Source organism: Peptoniphilus lacydonensis, assembly GCF_900106515.1.
Lineage (GTDB): Bacteria > Bacillota > Clostridia > Tissierellales > Peptoniphilaceae > Peptoniphilus_A > Peptoniphilus_A lacydonensis.
In genome coordinates this window covers 30,001-53,419 of record NZ_FNWF01000002.1, presented here as the reverse complement: position 1 = coordinate 53,419, position 23,419 = coordinate 30,001, and the positions used below count along the sequence as shown (strand labels likewise).

Genomic DNA, 23,419 nt, shown 5'->3' with positions numbered 1-23,419 from the left:
TCCTCCTACAAAGTCCTTTTATCTCTCTCAGAAATAAAAAATCTTTCATAAATATCCCTATCTAAATATTCTTCCAAAAGCATTTTCAAAATTTCATCAGTTATTTTTACTTCCTTATCTACAATATCAAGCCAAAGTGGAACTCCACGAGAAGACATCGGTGTTAAAGTATAAATTAAACTGCAAACTTCTTCAAAATATTTTTCTTGTGTATCTAGAATATCAGCACCTATTGCTCCAGGAAATTTTGACGTTCGCATAAAAGCCGATGAGAACCCTTCTCCCAAATCATTTTCTATATATTTTTTATTAATTTCATTTCTAATTAAAAGTGCCTCTCCAAGTCCAAGTCTATTAAATAGAATTTCTCTATCATAAATACTTTTATCAAAATTAAGACTTCTAGCTATTACATTTGTCTTTATGTCTTTTATTACTCCAAAAAGAACAATATTTTTTTCTTCACAAACTTCTCTAAGTTCTTTAAATAAATCAAGACAATGTATTTTATATCTAATGAATCCTCCATCCATCATTAAATAGTCAAGATCATACTTATCTATATATTCCAAGGCTGTTTCTATTTCTATCTTTGCCAAAAATTCTTGAGATAAATTTTTTTCACCATATCTCTCATTTAAAGTAGGTGTGTATACTCTTGTTTTATAAACTTCATTCCCATCTGTGGACTTGGCAAGACCTTGAAATATCTCGATGAAATGTGGGAACGCACCACCAGATATATTATTAGAACCATCTACTCCCACAGTCTTTTTATATTTTATCAAATCTTTTTTTTCAAATTTCTTCATTTTTATAATCTTACCAACATTTAAATTTAATTTTTCTCTAAAATTTGAATTATTTATTTTAAATACAAAATCATATTTACCTTTTAAATTTAAATTTACACTTTTTATTTGTTCTTCAAGTTCAGGTATATTATTCATAGATCTAAACTCTCCTTGTAAACTTCATTTTTAGGAATATTATGTTTTTTAGAAATTTCTTTTACAGCTTGGGACTTTTTTGTTCCCTTATTAATTTCTTCTAACAAAAGTTTTTTTATATCATAAGTAACTTCTTCATTACTCCCCTCTAATACGATTACAAATTCACCTTTTTCAGTTATTTCTTTTCCCAAAATCTCAGATGTATTCGACCTAATTGTTTCTTCAAAAACTTTCGTAATTTCTCTTGATATAGAAATATTTCTATTTCCAAAAATTTCATAAACATCTTTTAAAAAATCTTTTATCCTATGAGGTGCTTCATAAAAAATCATAGTAAATTTTAAATTTTTTAAATTTTCAAATTCTTTTTTTCTTGCAGAAGATTTGCTTGAAGTAAAACCATAAAAAAGAAAATGTTCTGTATCTAGTCCAGATAAAACTAAAGCAGTAAGAGCTGCATTTGAGCCAGGAAGAACTCTAAAATCAATATCTTCCTCTATCAATTTTTTTACAAGAACTTCTCCAGGATCACTTATCCCAGGCATCCCTGCATCAGTTACTATTGCTATATCTTTGTCTTTAATCTCTTTAATAATCTTTTGAGACACCTCAACTTCGTTAAATTTGTGGTAAGTTCTAAGTTCTTTTTTTATACCAAAGTGATTTAAAAGTTTTATAGTAACTCTCTTATCTTCAGCGAAGATTATATCAACAGATTTTAAAATGTCTAAAGTCCTTAAGGTTATATCTCCTAAATTTCCAATAGGAGTTGGACAAAAATAAATCAAAGTATTACCTCATTTCTATAAACTCTTTCCATTTCGAGTGTATAATTTTTTCCATCTCTTATATAAAAATCTCTAAAATCATTCCCAAAACTTGCTTGTTTTTTTGCAATAATTATAGATGACTTTGCTTTTTTATTTTTATTTCCATGTATATTTACAATATCTTTCACAAAAAGACCACTTTTATTAATTTTGTAAATAATCTCTGCCAGTCTATATGTAGGATAAATCAAATAGAGTTTTCCAGAATTTTTCAAAATATAATTAATTATATAAAGTCCCTTTTCCATATCAAAAAAATGTTTTGCAGACATTGTATTAAACTTAATATTTTCGTAATTATAATAGGGTGGATTAAAAATAACTGAATCAAAACAATTAGTTTCATAAATATTTTTTAGATTAAAAATATCCTCTTCAATAATTTTTATTTTTTCTTCAAGATTATTTTCTTTAATAGACTTCTGAAAGCTACAAATAACATTTTTATTTATATCTACAGAATAAACTTTTTCAAACCTATCTATAACTCTAAGAGATAAAATTCCAGTTCCACAACCTAAATCGATTGACTTTTTTCCACTTTTTACAAAAGAAGAAAGTATTAGTGAATCAGTTGTATACTTAAATTCATCTTCATTTTGAAAAATAACATAATTAGTTCCAGGAACTATATCTTTTTTCATATTTCTCCTTTTAATACTCTTAAAGCATCGCTAAGTTTTTTATCCGCAACATTTTTTAATTCTGGTCTTGTAACTTTGTTTAATTTCCCGCCTTCAACTACATCTTCAAGTTTTATTATGTCGTAGTTTAGTTTCCCATTTTTTCTATATCTATCTACATAAGTAGGATAGACACCATAAGATTTTATATTTGTATCTTTTGTGTTATTGTCCTTTTCTATAATTAATTTGACAATTGCACCTGTGTCAACGCCACTTTTTTTCAGATTTTCAACTCTTTGATTAGAAAGAGCATTGCCCATAGAATAAATTGTAAAGTATTTTTTGTTATTTTTTTCTTCAACCTCATATTTTTGAAGAACATGAGGATGCGATCCCAAAATTATATCTGCTCCATATTCTTGTAATTTTTCTTTTAAATAAATTTGCCTTTCATTTGGAACAAGTTGATATTCATTTCCCCAATGAGGATATACTATTACAATATCAGATTTATCTTTTAATTTTTTAATATCCGATTCTACATCTTGTGAGAAATTATTTACAGAATATTCTTTACCTATCATTAAAGAATCCATACCATTTAAAGTATCAGTAAAAGAAATAAGTCCAATTTTTATTCCTTTTTCTTCCACAACAATTCCTTTGTCAATGTCCTCAGTAAAAGTTCCAAAAGATTTCATATTATTTTCATTTATAACAGATATAGTTTCAGCTAATCCATCAATACCTGTGTCAAGACAGTGATTGTTTGCAGTCGACAAAACATCAAATCCTACATTTTTAAGAGAAGATATACTCTCTTTAGGAAAATTGAAAAGTGGAAATCCTGAAAGCGCTCTATTTGAATTTACAGAACCTTCAAAATTGGCAATGGCAATATCCGCTTCATTTATATCTTCTGAAATATTTTGAAAAATAGGAGTAAAATCAAAAGAATTTTCTGTTTTATAATTTTTCACAATTGGCTGATGGAAAATCATATCTCCCATAGCAAAAATTTCTACTTCTGATTTGTTTTCTTTTATTTCATTTTTTAATTCTTCACTTTTATTAGATTTATCAATATGACTCTTATCTGAATTCATTTCAAAATCAAAATTATTTTCATTGAAAACAAACAAAAAAACTCCCAACAATAGTACAGATACGGCTATAGAAATATTTTTTAAATTTTTCAATCTTCACCCCTACTAAATTCACATCCGCAATAATTTTGTCTATACATATTAAATTTATCTGTAAGTTCCACTGATCTTTTAAATCCATTTTTCTTTTTAAAATCTGAAAATAGATATTTTACATTGTATTCTTTAGAAACAAATTCCCCAATTCTATTTATTATTTGCGAGTCTTTATGTGGTGATATTGATAAAGTTGTAGTGAAGTAATCATAATTATTTTTAGAAGCATATTCTGCTGTTTTTTCTAGCCTTTCTTTATAGCATTTAAAACATCTAGCTCCACCCTCTTTATATTTTTCAAGACCTTTTATATAATCTAAAAACTCATTGTGATTATATTCTACAACTTCAACAGAAATTTTATAATCTAAATTTAAATTCTTAACAAGTTCTATTTGTTCATTAGCTCGTCTATAAAATTCCCTTTCACTATTTATATTGGGATTATAATAAAAAACATCTATATCAAAAAATTTGTTTATCCTTTCCAGAACTGCAGAAGAACAAGGCCCGCAACAAGAATGTAATAAGAGCTTCGGTCTATCTTTTATATCAATATTTTTTATTATTTTTTCCATTTCCAAATTGTAATTAATTTTATTCAAAATATCACCTAAAAAATTAGACTAGTTTCCTAGTCCAAGTTTAATTATTATTTTTTTGTAAATTTTTTCTACCAATTACACTAATTATAATTCCTATAATTATAATTCCAATACTCACAATTTGCGAAACTCTAAATGTCCCCATATAAAGAGAATCTGTTCGCATTCCTTCAATAAAAAATCTTGCAATACCATATACAATAGTATAAAAAGCAAAAAGCTGTCCATCATACTTCTGCCTTTTTGATAAATAAAAGTATAAAAATAGAAATATGAAAAAATTCACCGCAGATTCATAAAAAAATGTTGGATGAACTCTTTGTCCATTGACAAGAATTGCCCAAGGAACATCTGTAACGCCACCATGAGCTTCTCCATTAATATAATTTCCCCATCTACCAATTGATTGAGCAAGTGCAAGTCCTGGAGCAACACAATCTGCTAAAGTCAAAAATTTTATTTTTTTCTTTTTACTAAAAAAATATATAGCAAGACCACCCGCTATTATTCCGCCATAAATAGCAAGACCTCCATTTCTTATAGCAAAAATTTCATTGAGATGCTCCTTATAATAATTCCACTCAAAGGCAACATAATATAATCTCGCCCCTAATACGCCAATTAAAACAGCAAAAATACAAATATCATTTACAATATCCTTGTAAAGACCATCTTTGTAATTTTTTTTCGCAGCCATTTTTTCAATGACTACTCCAGCCAACAAAACTCCAATACCTATTAAGATTCCATACCATCTAACTTCTAAACCAAAAAGGTTAAAAGCCACAGGATTTATTCTCATATTGATTTACTCTTTTCATAAATTTCAACTCCAGCTGAAACTCCAAGTCTGTCAGCTCCACTTTCAACCATTTCCATCGCTTTTTTATAATCTCTAATTCCGCCACTTGCTTTAACTCTTACTTTATCAGAAACAGACTTTTTCATTAAAGCCACATCTTCTTTATCTGCACCTGAATCTGAAAATCCAGTAGAAGTTTTTACAAAATCTGCACCAGAATTTTCAGAAATTTCACATGCTTTTACAATTTCTTCTTTACTTAAAAGACAAGTTTCTAAAATAACTTTTAAAATTGCATTATTTTTGTGGCAAATTTTTGCAATTTCAGAAATTTCTTCTTCCACTTCAGAATATTTTTTAGATTTAATAAAACCAATATTTATAACCATATCAATTTCATTTGCACCATTTTCAATTGCATTTTTTGTTTCAAAAATTTTAGTTTCCCTTGTATTTGCTCCAAGAGGAAAACCAATAACAGTACATACTTTAACTTCAGTGACCTTTAACATCTCTGAACATTTTTTAACCCAAATAGGATTTACACAAACGGAATAAAAATTACATTTTATTGCTTCTTTAACAAGTTTTTCAACTTGTTCTTCAGTAGATCCAGGTTTTAATAAAGTATGATCAATAATTCTATTAATTTCCATTAATCTCTCTCCCAAGAAGTATATACATCTGTCACATCATCATTATCTTCAAGTGCATCAATTAATTTATCCATATTTTTAATATCATCTTCATCTGTAAGTTCAGTTGTTGTTTGAGGAATAAAAGTTATATCAGATTCAACAAAAGAACGGCCAGATTCTTCTAAAGTCTTTCTAACATTATGATAATCTTCTGGTTCTGTTATTATTTCGAAAGCTTCTCCTCTATCAATTACATCTTCTGCACCTGCATCAATTGCAATTAAAGTAAATTCGTCTTCATCAAGTCCTTCCTTTAAAACACCTAGAGATCCTTTTTTGTCAAACATAAAAGAAACACAACCGGGCTGTCCTAAATTACCGCTATACTTATCAAAAATATGTCTAACCTCTGGTGCAGTTCTATTTCTATTATCAGTAAGACAATTTACCATAACAGCAACTCCACCTGGACCATAACCTTCATATACGATTTCTTCAAAATTATCATCATTATCTCCGCCGCCAGCTTTTGCAATTGCTCTGTCAATATTATCATTAGGCATATTTTCAGCCTTCGCTTTATCAATTGCAACTTTAAGAGAAGGATTATAATCTGGATCAAGTCCACCTTCCTTAGCAGCCACAGTTATTTGTCTTGCAAGTTTAGTAAAAATTTTACCTTTTTTTGCATCTTCTTTACCTTTTTTATTTTTAATATTATTCCATTTAGAATGTCCTGACATTTAATCACCTTTCTATATAAATCGCTATTTTTAGTATATTTATTATTATATTACAAATCTTTATAAATCGTCAATAGAAAGCGAAGTCCATTACTCTCTTATAACTAAAATTTATAACTTAAGTATAGAAAAAATTAACAATTTCATAATAGAAATTTATATTACCAATAAAAAATCAATCAAAATTATTTATATAAAACAGAGTTTTAAAACTTTTTGTTATATTAACTTACACAATAATTTGTACTTGATTAAACTTTATTTCTGAAGTAAAATAATTGCGGAGTTAATAGATTATTTCAAAAGGTTATAAATTTTAAAATATTCTCGATAATATATTTAAAATTAATATATTTAAAATTTATATTAAAACTTTATCTAGTTTGAAATAAAATATACTCCAAAACAAATTCTTCCAATCTACGAATTTAATGTTAGGAGAAGAATATAAATATAATTTAGGAGGATACAATGAACATCAAAAATTTAAACAAAATACTTTTAGTAACAGGATTAGTATGTGGAATTGGTGTTGGTACAGTAAATGCCTCTAGTGAGAATAATTGGAAATCAGATATCAACCAAATGGTTAATATTGAATCCAAGACTTTCCCTACTTCTGACGAAAAATGCTTACAAAAAGCCAATGGGTCATACTTCTCTCAAATTCTCGCTAAGAATAATGGAATGAGAGATAAAGAATTCCAAAGCCCATCAATCTACGATATAACTAAATATGCTGATGTATTAGTTGTGAAAGGAACTTTAGATTATAATAAAAATCCTGAATCAACAAATGTAGACAAAATGTTAGCTAATAGAGCCCACTTTTTCACTACAAACAATAACACAATATATAAAGTTGTAGGAGCTTCAATTAACCCAGAAATTTACTCAGAAGATGAATTTCTTAAACATTATAATCAAATAAAAGATTTGGGTTATGCCATAAATATTGAAGTAAAAGATGGTTTTGTAACTAGCATTACAATTTACGAATAAATTAATTTAGCCAGTAGCTAAAAATCTTTATGTCAAATTAAGCTAACTATTATAAGTATTTTAGATTAAAACTTATAATAGTTAGCTTTTTATTGAAAGAAAATACAATAATGAGTTTTATTAAATCGTAAATAAAAAAACAACTTCAACTCCAGGATATAAATTTTTTATTTCCATTTTTCCGCAATGAAGCTTGCATATTTGTTTTGAAATAAAAAGACCCATACCATGAATTTTAACTTCTGATAAATTTTCTTCATACAATCTTCTTATAACATTTTCAGGAATTACACCTATTTCATCACGAATTGATATAATCAATTTGTGATTTAAAATTTCATAAGTTATAAAAGTCTTTTCCGTTGAATACTTTATGCTGTTTTCCAAAATATTTTCAAGCATTCTGTAAAATAAATGCTCGTCCATTTTTATTTTTGCATTTCTATTTAATTTATTTGTAAATACAATCTCTTTACTGGGATTTTCATTTAATTTTGTGACTAGTAGTTTTCTTATTGTATAAATTGGATCTTTTTCTGTGAAATTATTTGTACTTAAAGTTTCTAAACTTTTTGTCAAATTTAGATCTTCAATTAATTTACTTATCTTTAATATTTCTTTATTCATCTTATCTATTTCTTTACTATTTTCACTATTTTTTATATCTTCTAATCCCCAAGATAATTTTGTAAGAGGTGTCCTTATATCGTGACTAATTCCTCTTAACCAACTAGACTGACTGTTTTTTAATTTTAAAAAATTACTATTCGCCTCATTTATAGTTCTAGAAATATTTTCTAATTCTCCCTTTTCTTCTAAAAATATATAATCTTCATCAAAAATTTTATTAATAGACTTTTGCAGAGGATCTAAACTTTTGAAAATCTTTTTTATCTCATAAATATAGAATAAATATATTACAGCTAAAAATGCAAAAAAACCAATTATTAATATAAAAATATAGGATTTTATTTTTTCATAATTATAATAATTAGAAGGCAGCTTATCCAAAGAATTTTTTGGATAACCTAATACCATAAGACCGTCTCCTGCAATAAAAGTAAAAACTGGATAGTCATTTAAATAATATCTCGTAAATTTTGCCACATCAGTAATTTCAAAATTATATTTTACTTCTCTTGGCTTATTGTAGTTTTCGACTACATTCCCACTTTTATTTATTCTAACTGCCCATATATCATTTTGTTTTAAAAATTTACAATTGTCTTTTGTTAAATATATATTATGAATTTTATTATTTTTAATATATTCATATACATGAGATGGATTTTTATATTCTGAAGAGTATTTAAAACTTGCATAAAATATCCCAAAAATAGTGATGACCATTAATATAATTAAAATTAATACAAAACAAATAATTTTCTTTAATCTTTTAAAAAAATAATTAAGCATTTTGCTACTCTTTTCCAATTAATTTATAGCCCAATCCTTTTACTGTTATAAGTATTTTAGGATTTGAAGGATCTTCTTCTAGTTTTTCTCTCAATCTATAAATATGAGTTATAAGTGTATTTTCATATCCAAAGGAATCTTCCCAACACCTATCTATAATTTGGTCAATTGATACAATTTTATTTATATTTTCAGACAGATAATCTAAAATTTTAAATTGTTTAGCTGTGAGTGGAATTTCTTCTCCATCTCTAATTAATATGCCTTTCTCTTTATCAAAAATTAATCCATCTAATATCAATTTATTATCACTGTATTTTTTGTAAGTTCTTCTAAGAACTGCCTCTATTCTCCACAATAAATCTTCTGTCAAAAAAGGTTTTACTATGTAATCATCTGCTTCTAAACTAAATCCTTCCTTTTTATCCTCTATACCATCTAGTGCAGAAAGAACAATTACAGGAAGTTTAGAATTTTTTCTTATTTCTTTTAAAAAATCAAAACCACTTCCATCAGGCAGCATTATATCTAAAATCATAAGATCAACTCTATTATTTTCCAGTTTAAATTTTGCCTCTTTTATATTTTTTGCCACCAAAACTTTTCCAAAACCTTTCTTTTTTAAAAAGTTATACATACTATTTAACAAATCTATTTCATCATCTAATATTAATAAATTCACATATTTATAGGAAGTCATTTTGTATCCCCTTTCAAATCCATTTTAACATAATAAAATGAAAAAACACTTTTTGTGATGTAAAAGTAATCTATTAAAAATCTAAATGTTATATCAATTTTTTATAATTAAGTTATTACAGAGAGAGGAGAAAATTATGACAAAAGTTTTAGAAATTGAAAATTTAAAAAAATTTTATGGTGAAAATTGTGTTTTAAATAATATTAGTCTAGAAATTGAAGAAAAATCAATTTATGGATTAATAGGACCAAATGGAGCTGGTAAATCCACTCTTATGAAATCTATTTTGGGACTTATAAAAAGGGATTCTGGAACTATAAATCTGTATGGAAAAAATATTACTGAAAAGAATCAAAAAGAAATGAATAAAAATCTTGGTTCTCTAATAGAAAACCCCTCTTTTTACGATCATTTAACTGCTTGTGAAAACCTAGATATAGTTTGTGAGTTAAAAGGAATTGATAAAAAAGAAATAAAAAATATTTTAAATGATGTAGGGTTATCAAACTACATAAATAAAAAAGTTCGGGAATATTCTCTTGGAATGAAACAAAGACTTGGAATAGCCATAGCACTAATTGGCAATCCAAAATTTTTAATCTTAGATGAACCAATAAATGGACTCGACCCTCAAGGAATAGAGGAAATGAGAAATTTATTTAAATCAATTGTCAAAAATTCAAATACAAGTATATTGATTTCATCTCACATACTCGATGAAATAGAAAAAATATCAACTCATATTGGAATTTTAAAAAATGGAAACTTAATTTACAATGGATCTCTTGAAAATTATAGGAAGCTTCATCCCCCTGTAATTGTCATAAAAACTTCTGATAATATTAAAGCTAGCAAAATACTTAGAATAGACTCATCAAATATTATTGGGAATAAATTAGTCCTTGGCAACAAGACTAAAGAAGAAGTTGCCAAGATTATAAAATATTTGAATAATTATGTTGATATTTATAGGATTGAAGAAGAAAAAGAAAGTCTAGAAAAATTATTTATAAAAGAAACAAATAAGTAGGTGTGTTATGAAAAATTTAGAAATTAAAAAAAGCAAAAATTTGGGAATTAATTTTATTTTACTAATTGTTTTTGCAATACATCTCTTTGCTATACTCATGGTTTATTTAGACAGTGATTTTTTTTATTTAAAATACCCACTTTTTAGTTTGCTTGATTCATACTTTGCCACAGCTTTGATTATTAATCCGATTATTATTTCATCTGTTGTGAAAAAAGTAATAGAAATTGAAGAAAAAAATAATATGTGGGACTTACAACTATCCCTTGGATTAAAAATACCAACTATTTTAGTGAATAAATTTAAAAATTTGAGCTTTAAATTTTTTATACTGCAAATCGTTGAATGGATAATTATAATAACTCTTTCTTATCAAAACAATGACTTTATTATAAATTCTGAAATTACTAAAAGAATAATTATTTATTTTTTAAGTGAACTATTTATAAATCTATCTATGATTTCAATTTTTATAATAATTGAAATGAGAAGTAAAAAAGTTTATTTTTCTTTATTCTTTTCAATTATTGGAGCTATGTCAGGGATAATCTGTATGTTTACTTCAAATTTATTGTCGCAAATAAATCCCTTTGCACTTTTTTCTACATTGTTGAATATAAATTACATTAAAAATGGCTCTGGTTTTATTCAAATGCCATATAATATTAATTACTTTACTATATTAATAAGCTTTATTTATTTATCAATAAGTGTAATTTATTTAATCAAGAATAAAAAATACATTCTAAATAAAGAAATATAAGGAGAAATTTATGTTAAAAATTGAAATGAAAAAATTAAAAGTAACAAATCTTTTGATAACAATTCTAGTAATTCCACTTTTGGCAAATATCTTTGGATTAATAAATTTTATGGGAAATAGAGAACTTTTGACCAATAGTTGGAAAAGTTTGTGGACACAAGTTTCACTATTTTACTTTATGTTTTTCTTAACGCCACTTATAGCAATTATAGTTTCGACGTTGTGGTCAGTAGAGCATAAAGCAGGACTTAAATTAATAAGGATTTGTCCAATAAAAAATATAAAATTTATAATATCAAAGGCATTTATATCATTTATATTAATTGCCATTGCACAGTTTTACTTTTTATTTTTATTTATAATTTTTGGTAAATTTATTTGTGGATTTAAAGAAATTAATTTAAATTTATATATTTATTATATTATTTTGAGTATTTTATTCTCTATCCCAATAATTATAATAATGTCCTTTGTAAATATAAAAATAAAATCCCTAGGTATAAGTGTACTTATATCTGTCATGATTTCGATTGCAGGATTTGCAATGCGTGCTCAAAATATTTTCCCTTTACTTCAAAATATTTTTGCCCTAAGCAATCTAGGTATTAAAATGAACAATTTTGAAATATTAAATTTTAGTGAAGCAATAAAAATATTTGTTTTTGGAATTCTTGAAGTTACAATATTTTTAAGATTATCTCAAAAGTCTTTACAATATGAAGATTAAGTCTAGAAATTATCATATTTAATTTTTATAAATAAGTTCATTATGAATATAGGTAAAAAATTTAGCATAAATAATTTTATATGCTAAATTTTTTTAATTACCTTTTAAATTCTCATTATGGAAAATATTAATTACATTATTCTTTTTATTTTCTTTAATTTTTTATCATTAAATGGGGCATATCTAAATGAAATATCCAAAAATCTTGTATTTTTAACCACTGATTTCTTGTGACTAAAAGTTTCAAATCCATATTTACCATGATAAAAACCAATCCCACTGTAACCTACACCACCAAAAGGCATATTAGGATTTGTAAGATGAATAATAACATCATTTACGCAACCTCCTCCAAAGGAAAGTCTATTAATAATGTAATTGGAATTTTCTTTTTCTTGTGAAAATATATAACAGGCCAAAGGTTTTTCGCGAGATTTTATAATATCAATTACTTCATTTATATCATCATATTCTATTATTGGCAATAATGGTCCAAAAATTTCTTCTTTCATAATCTCATGATCGAAATCTGAATTAGGAAAAATCGTAGGTTCAATCTTTTGATCTTTATCATTTTTATTGCCACCAATTATATCTTTATCTGTTTTTATGAGATTAACTAGTCTTTCATAATGACGCTCATTAATAATCTTTGGATAGTCCTTATTATTTAAAACATCAGGATACCTAGTTTTTATTTCTTTTCGAAGAGCACTTATAAACTCATCTTTAACATTTCTGTGCACCACTACATAATCTATTGCCACGCAAGTTTGACCAGCATTTAGCAACTTGCCCCATGTAATTCTCTTTGCTGCAAGATTTATATCTGCAGTTTCATCAATAATGCAAGGACTTTTCCCTCCAAGTTCCAAAGAAACTGGAGTTAAATTATAACTTGCCTCACGCATTATAATTTTTCCCACTCTAGCACTTCCTGTGAAAAAAATATAATCGTATTTCTGATTAAGTAATTCATCATGATCAAAATTTGGATTTAAACAATAAATATAACTTTCATCAAAAGTATCTTTTATAATTTTTTCAATTACTTTAGAAGTATTTATACTATATTCAGAACATTTTATGATTGCACAATTTCCTGCTGCTATAGCATCTATTAATGGAGCAATCGTAAGATTAAAAGGATAATTCCATGGAGAGATAATAAGCACAACACCATAAGGTTCACTATAAATATAATTTCTAGCAGGGAATGTACTTTTTGAACCTCTTACCCTTTTTGGTTTGCTCCATCTTTTAATATTTTTTAATATATAGTGAATTTCACTATAAACCATTGCAATTTCAGTCATGTAAGATTCTGCCTTTGACTTTGAAAGATCTTCATATAATGCAGAAAAAATAATCTCTTCATTATCTTTAATTACTTTTTCTAGTCTTTTTAACATTTTTATTCTATATTCAATTGACTTTGTCTTATTTGTATTAAAAAAATTTCTCTGCATTTCAACTATATTTTTTAGATTTATACTTTCATTTCTCATCACTATTATATCTTCCTTTATTGTTTTTAATGTCTTTCTAGTGCAGCTCCATTTAGCCATCTCTTTAGAGAAGCATATCTACTACTATAGTCTTGATCTATAACCCAGAAACTCACAAGTACTCTTTCCACTTATTTTTTCATATTCTATGTATGGATAAAGACCTAAATATTCAAGACCTTTAAAAGTACTAGGTTCTTCCATTACTGGTAGTATACATGATTTTCCATTTAACATACCATCTGCTAAACCCAATTCCCACGGGCATCATTTTGAATTAACAATATTTCTAGTGGCGATATAAGATAAGTCTTTACAATTAGATATTCTATTTTTAATAACATTAGCCGTTTTAGGTGATACATTATTTCTACCCAAATTTTTGTCATTTATCCAATCTACATATACAGAATAGCCTACATTGTTAAATAAATCAATTAGTGTTAGTATCAGTCTTTTATCTAAAAAACTATGTAATATAAACAAGTTCTATTACTAGCTGTCATTATTGTTACGCCTTGCCTCTTGTTTGACACAATTCATTTTCCAAATTTGCCCTGATGCATTTTTAGAATTTTTTGTAATTATAGAAATCATTCCATCACAACCTTTAATTCGTGTTCTGCAATTTGTTTTCACATAGAATTCCAAGGTTGCTTGACAGACATACCCACAAATTCAATGTTACTATTAGGATTTCGAGAGTGCCCTCTTAATAAGTTTCTTAAGCTTCATCTTCAATATCAAAACTTATAAAAATTCTTTTCATTTCTACTTTTCCCTCCTCTCATACTCCTTAGGACATTTGCCTTCATTTTGAGTAAGTTGTATATCCTCATACTTCTTAGGACATCCTATTTGTATTTGGGTAAGACTTCTTCCCTCATATTCCTTAGGACATCCAGTAAGTTTTTGAGTAATTATTTTTTCCAAGGTCTCAATTTCTCTTGAATCTTTGGTAAATGCTTATTTTTGATGTTATTAACTGTTTTTTGGGATATTCCTACTACTTCTGCGACTTCTCTTTCTTTCATTTCGTAGAGAAAAAGTAGTTTTAGAACTTTTTTATCTCTTTCAGAAAATTCACTAATGACTTCTAAGAATGCTTCTTCTAGAAGTTTGTACGTTACTATGTCCTCAGTATTTTTAACGCTAGTTACTTCAAAGTCGTATTCTTCTTCAGCAACATCAAGGGATAAGGGAAGACCATATTCTTTTGTTTCGACAAAGCCTGTTTCTGAACTTCCTGCTTGGACATAGTTTCCATTTTTCTCAGCCACTGTTTTAATTCTTTCTTTATCCTGTAGCTCTTCTAAATTCTTATAAGCTCTTTGGATTCTCTTTTTTTCTCTCCAGATTGGTTTCATATATTCTTTGTAGACTTCTTCACTAACTTCGATTTCTTTGCCATTTATTTCTAAATATCTTTTCTTTGCCATCTTTTGCCTCCTTGCAAAATCTCTAGATCCGCAAGAAGGCCATCCGTAAAAACAAAAAAGACGGCAATAGAAAACCATGGTTTGGTTTTCCGACTGCCGTCTAGCGTTCTTGCGGATATCTTTTACTTATTTAAAATTTTAATTTCGCCTTTAACTACATAGGCTATGGTTGTACTTTTACCTCGCCTGATAGTTAGCTTTTTCTTGTCTTCACTAATATCACAGACTCTTTTTTCTTCTTTGTTTCTTATTTCTATAGGATCACCTCCTTAATATAAAAATAGCCAGATGAGTTTCCTTTTGAATACTCATCCGGCTATTTGATAGTTACATTTACTTCTTTGCTCGGTATGGTTTTTTCTTATTTTTGTTTGATATTTCCAGTGTTGAGATTTTCCCACAATGTGGACATTTTGCTGCTATCTCTATTTTCTCTAGAGGAATTCTTGATACATCAAAAAATCTCTTTTTACAGACTGGACATGCCATTTGTTCCATAATACCTCCTTATCTTTTCTTGTTAGCTTCTTTGATAATTTCTTTCTTAAAAAAATATAGCTAAGCTATATTTTAAAAACTAAATTCGTTATATAGTTCTTTTGTTAATTCAAAGTCATTAGGTGCATAGCCTAATACTTTTAATCGAACTAATGCTGCTGTTTTTGATACTTGGAATTGCTCTGATACTTTCATGATGAAATCAAATAGATAAGTTTCATCCTTAATGTGCTTATCATAACCTAGATAGTATAAATACTTTATAATCGCTTTTTTATTCATCAAAAGACAAGAAGCAAATGTATTCGCCTGCCATTCTATTGTATCCATAAATCCCCAACGCTTATTTTTCTTCTTATTAACATCGCCAGTTCGACAAGCTAGCGAAGCAGGCTTTTCTTCTTCATTAAAAAAAGATAGTTGGTTTGGATCTCTATAGAATACACACGGATGGATTACTCCATGTCCACATTCATGAGCTAGGGTAAATCTTCTAAATCATTTATCTCTTGGATTATCTAATTGCTTATCTATTAGAATAGTATTGGCTCTATCTGTAAGATATTCTAGTTCCCATTGTCCAGTTTCAACATTTGGCATTAGGCTTTTCATTGTTCGTATTACTTGGTCATCATTAAAGACCATCATCCCTGCATAGCATCCGTTATGAGATAAGTAGGCATATTCAACATTAAACCCTAAATCAAATTCTGCCAGTCCTTCAATATCTACTGCTTCAAAATTCTCAATTGAAGATGGACAATATTTGTTGAGAATATTCTCAGTCAGTGATTCAATTTGATCTAAAGTGATAAATGGAGCACCTGTACTTGATTTGTTGAAGTTATATTGATACATGCCTACCTCTCTTTTTCAATTTCTTCAATGAATTTTATCCACTCTTCTTCTTTAACATCTAAGTCTCTAGCCTTTCTCAAAGCTACGCTTAAGCCTTTAGTTTTTAAAATATACTCTGGCAAATCAGGTGCCACCGTATTTCTTTGCTTTCCAGCTAAATCCATCATAATGGATGATTCTTCTTCATCTAAGTTTAATATTTTAGCAATTTGATTCAACCTCTCTAAGTCAAAAGAATCTCTTTTTCCTTTCTCTACATCGCTTAGATACGGTGAGGAAATATTAAGCCTGTCCGCCATATCCTTTAAGGTGATTCTTAAATCCTTTCTCTTCTGAGAAATAAAATTCCCAAAAGTCAGTTCGTGATTGTTCATGATTACCTCCCATTACTTTATTAGCTAATCTGCTAACTTATTTATATTTTACAACTTATTAATTGATGTGTCAAGCCCTACTGTTCACTCTCTCTATAAATATCTATTCTGTCTACACAAGAAGCGTTTTGTCAAGTACCTTTTTATATTTATAGACGCTTTTTTCTGTAAGGTATTTTAACTTTTAGGCAAGAAAAAACAGTAAACCGATTTGATTTACTGCTTCATGAATTGTATCTTGTATCTTTTATTTGGTTATTTGAGTTTAAAAACTGGGATTCATAAATTACTATCTAACCATGTTTTTAGTTCATCAAAACTGTAATCTCCTTTTAACGCTATTCCATCTTTAATAATTGAATTCTTACATTCCTTTTTGTAATCTTCAATCATTCTCCCAAAACCACCTCCGCCATGCGTGCAAAACGGAATAATTGTCTTTCCACTTAAATCAACCGTTCTTAAAAACGATAGCACGGGTGGGGCAAAAGTTTTAAACCAATTAGGAGAACCAATGAAAATCACCTCTGCATTTTCAATAGTTTCCGCCCCTTGAATAAGAGGTGGGCAATATCCTTTTTCAATTTCTTCTCTCGCTTCTTTTACAGCTGTATTATATGAGAATGAATAAGGCTTTTGTGGCTTCAGCTCTCTCAAATCTCCATCAATAATCAACGCAATATCTTCTGCTAATCTTCTTGTTGTTCCTGAATATGAATAATATACAACTAAAGGACTCATTATAATTACCTCCTTAATTCAACTTAATTACTATTATATCATTTTTATTATATGATAAGTAGCCTGATATTATCTATCCTGTTCACTCCCTCTAAAACATACATAGTGTCTACACACCCTGCAATAATCTACACTTGAACTGTTTCCACAGAGAGTTTTCCAAATAGAAAAATGGCTTCTAAGATTTCTTTTAAAATCCTAAAAGCCATTGATTTCAACAGTTTTATAGCTTGTTATTCTATTTTCTTGACATCAATACTACGCTTTCAGCAGTCGATTTCTGCCAATCGAAGCTCCCTATTCGTTCGCTTCTCTTGGGAAATCTTTGCATGAAACCTGCCTCGAGTCGTCACTATGGATAAAAAGCTCCTTTTTACGTTTTAACAAACATATCATAGGCTTTTTTAGCATTTTCCTCGTATTGGCAACATATCATGGGGCTTTTTGAATTGGTAAATATTCAGAAACATGTCAAATCTTACTACCACCTCTTATCAATTTCAAATCTCTTCTTACTTGGATTTCCTTCACATCTATATATTTTTTTATTGTTTATATCATAAATTGAGGACCATATAGTATCAAAAGATAAATTCTTATCATATTGACACATAAACCCATATTTCCCACTTAGCAGTTTTTTTATCTCTTCTAGTGAATAATTTTTATAGTCTTCTTTTATTAAAGTATCAAATCTAATATGTGATTTAATATCATCTTGTAAATTACATTTAAAAGATTGCATACCTTCGAATACAAAATGATTAGTTCTAAATAAGGCTCCCTCTGAGATTATTTTAAAATATTTATTCTCTGAATTAAGTTCAGCTAAAAGCACGCCTCCTTTTGCATCAGCAACTATAATATTCTGCGATGACCCTACTTCTACTTCTTCCAAAAACTTTTTCGCTTGATCTACTGTAGCACATTTTTCTAAAATATATCTTATTAGAAATCCAGCGTTAAAGCCAAGATCTTTTACTGTTGGATATACAAAAGTTAGTCCACATGCAAGTCCCTTCTCATTCATTCCATCTTCCATTTGAATCATAGCAGTAGTATTAGCAATAAATGAATATCCCTTATCCAACTTATAGAATGCACTATCAGTCAATTTCCCAATAGACTTATCAAAGTCACTATTCCTAGCTACGAATATTCCATTGTCATTTGAAATACCTATACACGAACAATAATTTTCATATGTAAAAACATACATGCTGGTTAAAAAAGCAAATACTTTATCAAAATCTTGCTTTAATCCCTCTGCAAATCCTCTAATTTCTTCAATTATTTTCGGAAAATACTTTTCATAAATAGTATAAACTCCTCTTCCATAATTTAGTTTTTCTTCATCTAATAGTTTGTCAAAATCAATGTTCTTTCCGTTCTTGTAGAGCATACCTCCATACTTATAGCCAGCTTCTTTATGACTATTTCGCCATCTTGAGTGATACATTTATTCCCCCTAAAAAATGTTATTACAATCCTTTATGATAAATTTTATCATATTGGTTACGGTAACCTTTAAGTGTTAATAATATATTCACATAATAAAAAATTTATGTCAAAGGGAAATATTTATTAAGATATAAAAATAACTAAATAGAACTTATTCTAAATTTAATTGAATTTAATTTTTCCGTTTTAATTTGTGGATAATCTTTATAGAATTCTACACGTCCAAATATTGCAATATCATATATTATATCAATATCGATATTGTCTTTTATTTTAGCTCTAAATACTTTTATCTTATCTTTCCAGCCTTTATTTTTTCTAACTTTAATTAATAAATTGTAGTACCCTTTACCATTTATTTCTTCTACTTCAAGTTTCACTCTTCCATAAAATAAATAAATTTTATTATCTTCAGATTTATCAATCCAAGTATTTAAACTCTTTCTAGGAATTACTTTATACTTTGATTTACTATAATTAATTTTATCTTCTATTAAAAATGGATTATTAGATAAATACATCATGTAGAAAAATGGCTTTTAATATTTCTTCTAAAATCCTAAAAGCCATTGATTTCAACAATTTTATAGCTTGCTATTCTATTTTCTTGACATCAATACTACAGTCTCCACGTGGCTTGAGTGGTCAGTATGGATAAAATTTAATATTTTAAGGAAGCCTCGTATGTGGGAATATGTCCATTCATTACTTTATTATAAACCACTCTAAATATCTTTGTCGTTTCCATGCTTACAAATTTTATTTCTACAGAACCTTAAATGAATAGATCGTTCTGTTATAAAATATGAAGAAGAAATTGGAATACGATCAACTAGAGGTTTAGACATCAATCATCCAGAAGATGTGAAGATTATTTTATCACAAGTTAATTATTTAACCTCACCCAATGGCTATAAAACTCTATTTTTAGATAATACATTTTCTAATGAGGAAGAAGATGTATATAAAGCTGGGTGTCGTTTTGAAGAAATTTATGCCTTCATGAAATAGATCGTGAATTAAAAGAAGTTGTTTTCTTCTTTACTCCCTTTTGAGAAACTTCTAAAAACATCCTATGCTTTTCATTTTAAGGAAAATTCAAATGGGTCTTAAGAAAAGATGGCTTAGCAAAGCAAACAGACTTTAAAATTGTGCGTAAAGAAGATATTATTGAACAATAAAACATCTTTGGAAGAGTTTATAAGTTTAGCCTATTCTGTCTAGATTCATTTGACAATTGAATATATGTAAAAAGCTATCTCTTCCTACCGGCATTGGAATGATAACTCTCTACCAGATAGGAATTATAACTATTAAAAAATAATTATTGGTTTATTCAAAAATCAACTTCTATTTTTCATTCAAACTAATTTCATTTTTCTTAATTCTAAGGCTTAAATCCTTAATATTTTTTTCTATTTTAGATATAACTTTCCTAAAAAACGCATCATCTTGACCTGTTGGATCTTCTAAATTCCAGTCCTCTGTATATCGATTTTCTACAATCGGACAGACTACATCACATCCCATAGTAATGGATATATCAATATCTGGCAGGTCAGAAATCAGCTTTGAATATTGAGTTTTCTCCATATCAATATTGTATATATCTTTCATTAATCTGACCGCATCTTGATTTATCTGGTTTTTTATTTGTGTTCCAGCTGAATAGGAGTCAAAGACGTCTGAAGCATATTTTTTCCCTAAGGCTTCTGCAATTTGGCTTCTACAGGAATTATGCACACATATAAATGCAACTTTTGCTTTTCTCATTTTAATTTATACCATTCCTTTCTAATAAATCTTTCACTTCATCCTTGTTTAAAACTTTGCCATAGGATACAACTTTTCCGTTTATAACTAATGCCGGAGTAGACATAACTCCATAACTTGCGATTTGAGAAAAGTCTGTAATGTGGTCTATATTTTCTTCAACATTAAGTTCAGCGAGGGCTTCCCTGGCTGATTTTTCTAAAGCAAGGCATTTCGAGCAACCAGAACCTAGTATCTTTATCCCCTGCTCTTTTTTCTTTTCTTCTGCTTTTTCTATATTCTCTGACGAATAATTTACATCACAACAACTTGTTTCTTTAACTTCCTTATTATTAACAGGTTCACAATTGCCGCCACAAGTACAATCGTTCTCTCTTTTTTCTTTCTTACCAAATAATCTCATTTTTTCCTCCTTAATCCATACCTATTGTTTTCACAACAGAATATATTTTTGCTTTCTACCTAATCGTCTCATTTTACTTGCCCATTAAATTAAAATCGGGCTAAAAATGTTAAACAAGTATCCTACAACAATGATCCCAAAAATACAAATTCCTATGAATAGAAATAAAAGCTTTGGTTTAACTGCTTTTTTTAACATAATCAATGATGGTAGGCTTAGTGTTGTTACTGCCATCATAAAAGATAGGACAGTTCCCAGTTGGGCGCCTTTTGCCAATAGAGCTTCTGCTATTGGTATCGTTCCAAAAATATCAGCATACATTGGTACTCCGACAATAGTTGCCAAAACCACTCCAAATGGATTCTTGCTGCCTAAGATATTTTCCACCCAAGTTTGAGGAATCCAATTGTGGATCAATGACCCTATGCCCACACCTACTAAAATATAAGGGAAAACTTTTTTGAACGTGTCACTAACTTGCGTTTTAGAAAAATCAACCCTGTCTTTTAATGTTAAGCTTGGAGAGCTAATATCAACTTGACTTGCATTTTTTATAAAATCTTCTACATACCTTTCCATATGCATCTTTTCGATGAGGCTACCACCAATTACAGCAATAATTAGCCCTAGGACTACATATGCTATGGCTATTTTGGCACCAAATATACTCATAAGTAAAATAAGGCTACCCAAATCAACCATTGGAGACGATATTAAAAATGAAAAACTCACTCCAATAGGCAACCCAGCACTTGTAAAGCCCATGAATATTGGGATTGAAGAGCATGAACAAAAAGGTGTTACAGTGCCTAGCAAAGCAGATATAATATTTGCCCCTAAGCCATCAAAACGTCCCAGAATTTTTTTACTTCTTTCAGGTGGAAAATAGCTTTGTATATAAGAAATGATAAAAATCAACACGCAAAGTAATATTGTAATTTTTATAACATCATAGATGAAAAATTGTAAGCTTCCTCCAAGTTTTGAAGTCATATCAAGGCCAAGATTTGTCAATCCTTCTTCTATCAATTTATTGAGCCATTTCATGCCTAGAATTTGATCTTGAATAAAACTGCCCATCTCTAACCTCCTTAAACTTAAGATTCTTAATTTTCTAAAAACCAGTGTTTGGTATTATTGGCAATATTTACTAAGAATAACATAACTGGTACTTCAGTAAGAACACCTACAGTGCAAGCTAATGCAACTGGTGAATCTATACCAAATATTGCTATTGCAACAGCTACAGCTAATTCAAAGAAATTTGAAGCTCCAATCATGCCTGCTGGTGCAGCTATTTCAAAGGGTAAACCTACTTTTTTGCTTAAGCCATAGGCTATAGCAAAAATTAGGAATGTTTGAAGGGTAAGTGGAATAGCTATCAATAAAATATGAAATGGGTTTTCTAAAATTACATTTGCTTGTGAAGAAAATATAATGATTAGGGTCAATAGTAGTCCAACTATTGTCATTCCGTCAAATTTACTTAAAAATTCTTTTTCAAAATAATCCTTTCCTCTTTTATCAATTACTATTTTCCTTGTGATGGCACCTCCTAATAATGGAATAGCAACAAATAAAAACACACTAATAAATAAGGTGCTATAGGGTACTACAACATTAGATACGCCTAATAAAAACTTCACGATAGGTACAAAAGCAAGTAAAATAATTAAATCATTTGTGGCTACTTGAACCACAGTGTAAGCAGGGTCACCCTTTGTAAGAGTCGACCACACAAAAACCATCGCAGTACATGGCGCAGCTCCAAGCAAAACAGCCCCGCTAAATAATCATTGGCCAAATCATTAGGAATGATATTTTTAAATATAATAAAGAAAAACAAATAAGCTATTCCAAACATAGTAAATGGTTTTATTAGCCAATTAACAGCCCATGTTACAAATAGACCTTTTGGATTTTCTCTAACTCTTTTTATACTTTGAAAATCTACTTTCATCATCATTGGATAAATCATAATCCAAATTAATATTGCTATCGGCACAGATATGCCTGCAATTTGCATTCTGCCTAAAGCAGACGGGATTATAGGTATATATTTTCCTATAAGTACCCCCACAATCATGCAAAATAATACCCATAAGCTCAGGTATTTTTGAAATACATTAATTTCTTTATTCTTATTTTTTTCCAATGTTCTTCTACCTCCTTTAGTATAGACACATTTAAATGTTTCTATGTGTTGTACAGAAAAATTTACTTCGTCCAAGTGTGACAAATACATTCCTCTCCGCTATCAAATATTTCCTTTAAGTCAGATTGCATCTCCTTCAAAGTCTTCTCATTGGCAATGTAGTATATATTTT

The 23,419-nt window shown here is 28.3% G+C and carries 29 protein-coding genes and 1 pseudogene (1 of these 30 cut by a window edge); 4 read left to right on the top strand and 26 right to left on the bottom strand.

The genetic code is table 11. The features are described 5' to 3' along the window. Nucleotides 1–5 precede the first annotated feature (5 nt). Genes BQ5450_RS00255 through BQ5450_RS00220 form a run of 8 tightly spaced genes read right to left on the bottom strand, consistent with a single transcriptional unit; the run spans nucleotide 6 to nucleotide 6,399 of the window. Nucleotides 6–950, bottom strand: a complete 945-nt coding sequence (locus tag BQ5450_RS00255) for a DNA double-strand break repair nuclease NurA (protein WP_071125601.1) — start codon at nucleotides 948–950, stop codon at nucleotides 6–8. Beyond that, on the bottom strand, nucleotides 947–1,741 hold the full coding sequence (gene rsmI, locus BQ5450_RS00250; protein WP_071125600.1) for a 16S rRNA (cytidine(1402)-2'-O)-methyltransferase: 795 nt from the start codon (nucleotides 1,739–1,741) through the stop codon (nucleotides 947–949). Before rsmI ends, BQ5450_RS00255 begins: the two co-directional genes overlap by 4 nt. Beyond that, nucleotides 1,738–2,427, bottom strand: a complete 690-nt coding sequence (locus BQ5450_RS00245) for a tRNA1(Val) (adenine(37)-N6)-methyltransferase (protein ID WP_071125599.1) — start codon at nucleotides 2,425–2,427, stop codon at nucleotides 1,738–1,740. The genes rsmI and BQ5450_RS00245 overlap by 4 nt, the downstream gene beginning before the upstream one ends. Further along, on the bottom strand, nucleotides 2,424–3,608 hold the full coding sequence (locus BQ5450_RS00240; RefSeq protein WP_071125598.1) for a CapA family protein: 1,185 nt from the start codon (nucleotides 3,606–3,608) through the stop codon (nucleotides 2,424–2,426). Before BQ5450_RS00240 ends, BQ5450_RS00245 begins: the two co-directional genes overlap by 4 nt. Next, on the bottom strand, nucleotides 3,605–4,216 hold the full coding sequence (locus BQ5450_RS00235; protein WP_071125597.1) for an epoxyqueuosine reductase QueH: 612 nt from the start codon (nucleotides 4,214–4,216) through the stop codon (nucleotides 3,605–3,607). The genes BQ5450_RS00240 and BQ5450_RS00235 overlap by 4 nt, the downstream gene beginning before the upstream one ends. Nucleotides 4,217–4,256: 40 nt before the next feature. Next, nucleotides 4,257–5,018, bottom strand: coding sequence for a prolipoprotein diacylglyceryl transferase (lgt, locus tag BQ5450_RS00230; protein WP_010242445.1), 762 nt, complete (start codon nucleotides 5,016–5,018; stop codon nucleotides 4,257–4,259). Next, the gene (deoC, locus tag BQ5450_RS00225) at nucleotides 5,015–5,674 is read right to left on the bottom strand and encodes a deoxyribose-phosphate aldolase (protein ID WP_071125596.1); all 660 of its coding nucleotides are present in this window, start codon (nucleotides 5,672–5,674) and stop codon (nucleotides 5,015–5,017) included. The genes lgt and deoC overlap by 4 nt, the downstream gene beginning before the upstream one ends. Beyond that, nucleotides 5,674–6,399: a YebC/PmpR family DNA-binding transcriptional regulator gene (locus BQ5450_RS00220; protein WP_010242447.1), complete on the bottom strand. Its 726-nt coding sequence runs from the start codon at nucleotides 6,397–6,399 to the stop codon at nucleotides 5,674–5,676. The genes deoC and BQ5450_RS00220 overlap by 1 nt, the downstream gene beginning before the upstream one ends. A 471-nt stretch (nucleotides 6,400–6,870) precedes the next feature. Here BQ5450_RS00220 and BQ5450_RS00215 point away from each other — a divergent pair, with 471 nt between their 5' ends. Next, complete coding sequence (locus tag BQ5450_RS00215) at nucleotides 6,871–7,401, top strand: hypothetical protein (RefSeq protein ID WP_071125595.1); 531 nt, start codon at nucleotides 6,871–6,873, stop codon at nucleotides 7,399–7,401. 120 nt (nucleotides 7,402–7,521) lie between these two features. Here BQ5450_RS00215 and BQ5450_RS00210 read toward each other — a convergent pair whose 3' ends face one another. Together BQ5450_RS00210 and BQ5450_RS00205 are read right to left on the bottom strand one after the other, a co-directional pair. Further along, complete coding sequence (locus BQ5450_RS00210; RefSeq protein WP_071125594.1) at nucleotides 7,522–8,817, bottom strand: sensor histidine kinase; 1,296 nt, start codon at nucleotides 8,815–8,817, stop codon at nucleotides 7,522–7,524. Between the two features lie 4 nt (nucleotides 8,818–8,821). Next, complete coding sequence (locus tag BQ5450_RS00205) at nucleotides 8,822–9,517, bottom strand: response regulator transcription factor (protein WP_071125593.1); 696 nt, start codon at nucleotides 9,515–9,517, stop codon at nucleotides 8,822–8,824. Between the two features lie 136 nt (nucleotides 9,518–9,653). Between BQ5450_RS00205 and BQ5450_RS00200 the strand changes: the two genes are divergently transcribed. Genes BQ5450_RS00200 through BQ5450_RS00190 form a run of 3 tightly spaced genes read left to right on the top strand, consistent with a single transcriptional unit; the run spans nucleotide 9,654 to nucleotide 12,037 of the window. Further along, a complete protein-coding gene (locus BQ5450_RS00200) occupies nucleotides 9,654–10,547 on the top strand; it encodes an ABC transporter ATP-binding protein (RefSeq protein WP_071125592.1) in 894 nt (297 codons plus the stop codon). Between the two features lie 7 nt (nucleotides 10,548–10,554). Next, nucleotides 10,555–11,310: an ABC-2 family transporter permease gene (locus BQ5450_RS00195; RefSeq protein WP_071125591.1), complete on the top strand. Its 756-nt coding sequence runs from the start codon at nucleotides 10,555–10,557 to the stop codon at nucleotides 11,308–11,310. A 10-nt stretch (nucleotides 11,311–11,320) separates the two neighbouring features. After that, a complete protein-coding gene (locus tag BQ5450_RS00190) occupies nucleotides 11,321–12,037 on the top strand; it encodes an ABC transporter permease (RefSeq protein ID WP_071125590.1) in 717 nt (238 codons plus the stop codon). Nucleotides 12,038–12,168: 131 nt separating this feature from the next. On the opposite strand, the gene BQ5450_RS00185 is transcribed toward BQ5450_RS00190, so the two are convergent. From BQ5450_RS00185 to BQ5450_RS00125, 16 genes and pseudogenes are all read right to left on the bottom strand, one after another. Then, nucleotides 12,169–13,545, bottom strand: a complete 1,377-nt coding sequence (locus BQ5450_RS00185) for an aldehyde dehydrogenase (RefSeq protein WP_071125755.1) — start codon at nucleotides 13,543–13,545, stop codon at nucleotides 12,169–12,171. Between the two features lie 84 nt (nucleotides 13,546–13,629). After that, a complete protein-coding gene (locus BQ5450_RS09085; protein WP_199820629.1) occupies nucleotides 13,630–13,800 on the bottom strand; it encodes a hypothetical protein in 171 nt (56 codons plus the stop codon). Between the two features lie 516 nt (nucleotides 13,801–14,316). Further along, nucleotides 14,317–14,478: a hypothetical protein gene (locus BQ5450_RS09020; protein ID WP_158309957.1), complete on the bottom strand. Its 162-nt coding sequence runs from the start codon at nucleotides 14,476–14,478 to the stop codon at nucleotides 14,317–14,319. Next, on the bottom strand, nucleotides 14,466–14,984 hold the full coding sequence (locus BQ5450_RS00175; RefSeq protein ID WP_071125589.1) for a sigma-70 family RNA polymerase sigma factor: 519 nt from the start codon (nucleotides 14,982–14,984) through the stop codon (nucleotides 14,466–14,468). Before BQ5450_RS00175 ends, BQ5450_RS09020 begins: the two co-directional genes overlap by 13 nt. A 333-nt stretch (nucleotides 14,985–15,317) precedes the next feature. Beyond that, nucleotides 15,318–15,482: a hypothetical protein gene (locus tag BQ5450_RS09080; protein WP_002834910.1), complete on the bottom strand. Its 165-nt coding sequence runs from the start codon at nucleotides 15,480–15,482 to the stop codon at nucleotides 15,318–15,320. 72 nt (nucleotides 15,483–15,554) lie between these two features. Then, nucleotides 15,555–15,938, bottom strand: coding sequence for an ImmA/IrrE family metallo-endopeptidase (locus tag BQ5450_RS09225; RefSeq protein ID WP_234346979.1), 384 nt, complete (start codon nucleotides 15,936–15,938; stop codon nucleotides 15,555–15,557). Between the two features lie 42 nt (nucleotides 15,939–15,980). Continuing rightward, on the bottom strand, nucleotides 15,981–16,340 hold the full coding sequence (locus tag BQ5450_RS09220; RefSeq protein ID WP_234346967.1) for a hypothetical protein: 360 nt from the start codon (nucleotides 16,338–16,340) through the stop codon (nucleotides 15,981–15,983). A gap of 2 nt (nucleotides 16,341–16,342) precedes the next feature. Continuing rightward, a complete protein-coding gene (locus tag BQ5450_RS00165; protein ID WP_010242474.1) occupies nucleotides 16,343–16,714 on the bottom strand; it encodes a helix-turn-helix domain-containing protein in 372 nt (123 codons plus the stop codon). 279 nt (nucleotides 16,715–16,993) lie between these two features. Next, on the bottom strand, nucleotides 16,994–17,455 hold the full coding sequence (locus tag BQ5450_RS00160) for a flavodoxin (protein WP_071125588.1): 462 nt from the start codon (nucleotides 17,453–17,455) through the stop codon (nucleotides 16,994–16,996). Between the two features lie 481 nt (nucleotides 17,456–17,936). After that, on the bottom strand, nucleotides 17,937–18,914 hold the full coding sequence (locus BQ5450_RS00155; protein ID WP_071125587.1) for a choloylglycine hydrolase family protein: 978 nt from the start codon (nucleotides 18,912–18,914) through the stop codon (nucleotides 17,937–17,939). Between the two features lie 142 nt (nucleotides 18,915–19,056). Next, nucleotides 19,057–19,440 (bottom strand): hypothetical protein, encoded by a 384-nt coding sequence (locus tag BQ5450_RS00150; RefSeq protein WP_010242480.1) that lies wholly within the window; start codon nucleotides 19,438–19,440, stop codon nucleotides 19,057–19,059. 826 nt (nucleotides 19,441–20,266) lie between these two features. Then, complete coding sequence (locus BQ5450_RS00145) at nucleotides 20,267–20,689, bottom strand: arsenate reductase ArsC (protein WP_010242481.1); 423 nt, start codon at nucleotides 20,687–20,689, stop codon at nucleotides 20,267–20,269. A 1-nt stretch (nucleotide 20,690) separates the two neighbouring features. Next, on the bottom strand, nucleotides 20,691–21,092 hold the full coding sequence (locus BQ5450_RS00140) for a thioredoxin family protein (protein ID WP_010242482.1): 402 nt from the start codon (nucleotides 21,090–21,092) through the stop codon (nucleotides 20,691–20,693). Nucleotides 21,093–21,176: 84 nt separating this feature from the next. Further along, nucleotides 21,177–22,172, bottom strand: a complete 996-nt coding sequence (locus BQ5450_RS00135) for a permease (RefSeq protein WP_071125586.1) — start codon at nucleotides 22,170–22,172, stop codon at nucleotides 21,177–21,179. Nucleotides 22,173–22,198: 26 nt separating this feature from the next. Then, nucleotides 22,199–23,247, bottom strand: a pseudogene (gene arsB / locus BQ5450_RS00130) (ACR3 family arsenite efflux transporter). Nucleotides 23,248–23,309: 62 nt separating this feature from the next. Continuing rightward, on the bottom strand, nucleotides 23,310–23,419 hold the end of the coding sequence (locus BQ5450_RS00125; RefSeq protein WP_071125585.1) for an ArsR/SmtB family transcription factor. It continues 202 nt past the right edge of the window; 110 of the gene's 312 nt are visible here — the last part of the coding sequence; its start codon lies beyond the right edge, outside the window; it ends in the stop codon at nucleotides 23,310–23,312.

Coding starts and splice junctions, on each gene's coding strand:
- BQ5450_RS00145 (WP_010242481.1), bottom strand. CDS start 20,689: ATGAGAAAAGCAAAAGTTGCATTTATATGTGTGCATAATTCCTGTAGA.
- BQ5450_RS00160 (WP_071125588.1), bottom strand. CDS start 17,455: ATGAGTCCTTTAGTTGTATATTATTCATATTCAGGAACAACAAGAAGA.
- BQ5450_RS00245 (WP_071125599.1), bottom strand. CDS start 2,427: ATGAAAAAAGATATAGTTCCTGGAACTAATTATGTTATTTTTCAAAAT.
- BQ5450_RS00155 (WP_071125587.1), bottom strand. CDS start 18,914: ATGTATCACTCAAGATGGCGAAATAGTCATAAAGAAGCTGGCTATAAG.
- BQ5450_RS00255 (WP_071125601.1), bottom strand. CDS start 950: ATGAATAATATACCTGAACTTGAAGAACAAATAAAAAGTGTAAATTTA.
- BQ5450_RS00190 (WP_071125590.1), top strand. CDS start 11,321: ATGTTAAAAATTGAAATGAAAAAATTAAAAGTAACAAATCTTTTGATA.
- BQ5450_RS00140 (WP_010242482.1), bottom strand. CDS start 21,092: ATGAGATTATTTGGTAAGAAAGAAAAAAGAGAGAACGATTGTACTTGT.
- BQ5450_RS09080 (WP_002834910.1), bottom strand. CDS start 15,482: ATGGAACAAATGGCATGTCCAGTCTGTAAAAAGAGATTTTTTGATGTA.
- BQ5450_RS00195 (WP_071125591.1), top strand. CDS start 10,555: ATGAAAAATTTAGAAATTAAAAAAAGCAAAAATTTGGGAATTAATTTT.
- lgt (WP_010242445.1), bottom strand. CDS start 5,018: ATGAGAATAAATCCTGTGGCTTTTAACCTTTTTGGTTTAGAAGTTAGA.
- BQ5450_RS00210 (WP_071125594.1), bottom strand. CDS start 8,817: ATGCTTAATTATTTTTTTAAAAGATTAAAGAAAATTATTTGTTTTGTA.
- BQ5450_RS00135 (WP_071125586.1), bottom strand. CDS start 22,172: ATGGGCAGTTTTATTCAAGATCAAATTCTAGGCATGAAATGGCTCAAT.
- BQ5450_RS00175 (WP_071125589.1), bottom strand. CDS start 14,984: ATGGCAAAGAAAAGATATTTAGAAATAAATGGCAAAGAAATCGAAGTT.
- BQ5450_RS00185 (WP_071125755.1), bottom strand. CDS start 13,545: ATGAGAAATGAAAGTATAAATCTAAAAAATATAGTTGAAATGCAGAGA.
- BQ5450_RS00150 (WP_010242480.1), bottom strand. CDS start 19,440: ATGATGTATTTATCTAATAATCCATTTTTAATAGAAGATAAAATTAAT.
- BQ5450_RS00200 (WP_071125592.1), top strand. CDS start 9,654: ATGACAAAAGTTTTAGAAATTGAAAATTTAAAAAAATTTTATGGTGAA.
- deoC (WP_071125596.1), bottom strand. CDS start 5,674: ATGGAAATTAATAGAATTATTGATCATACTTTATTAAAACCTGGATCT.
- BQ5450_RS00220 (WP_010242447.1), bottom strand. CDS start 6,399: ATGTCAGGACATTCTAAATGGAATAATATTAAAAATAAAAAAGGTAAA.
- BQ5450_RS09220 (WP_234346967.1), bottom strand. CDS start 16,340: ATGTATCAATATAACTTCAACAAATCAAGTACAGGTGCTCCATTTATC.
- BQ5450_RS00215 (WP_071125595.1), top strand. CDS start 6,871: ATGAACATCAAAAATTTAAACAAAATACTTTTAGTAACAGGATTAGTA.
- BQ5450_RS00205 (WP_071125593.1), bottom strand. CDS start 9,517: ATGACTTCCTATAAATATGTGAATTTATTAATATTAGATGATGAAATA.
- BQ5450_RS00165 (WP_010242474.1), bottom strand. CDS start 16,714: ATGAACAATCACGAACTGACTTTTGGGAATTTTATTTCTCAGAAGAGA.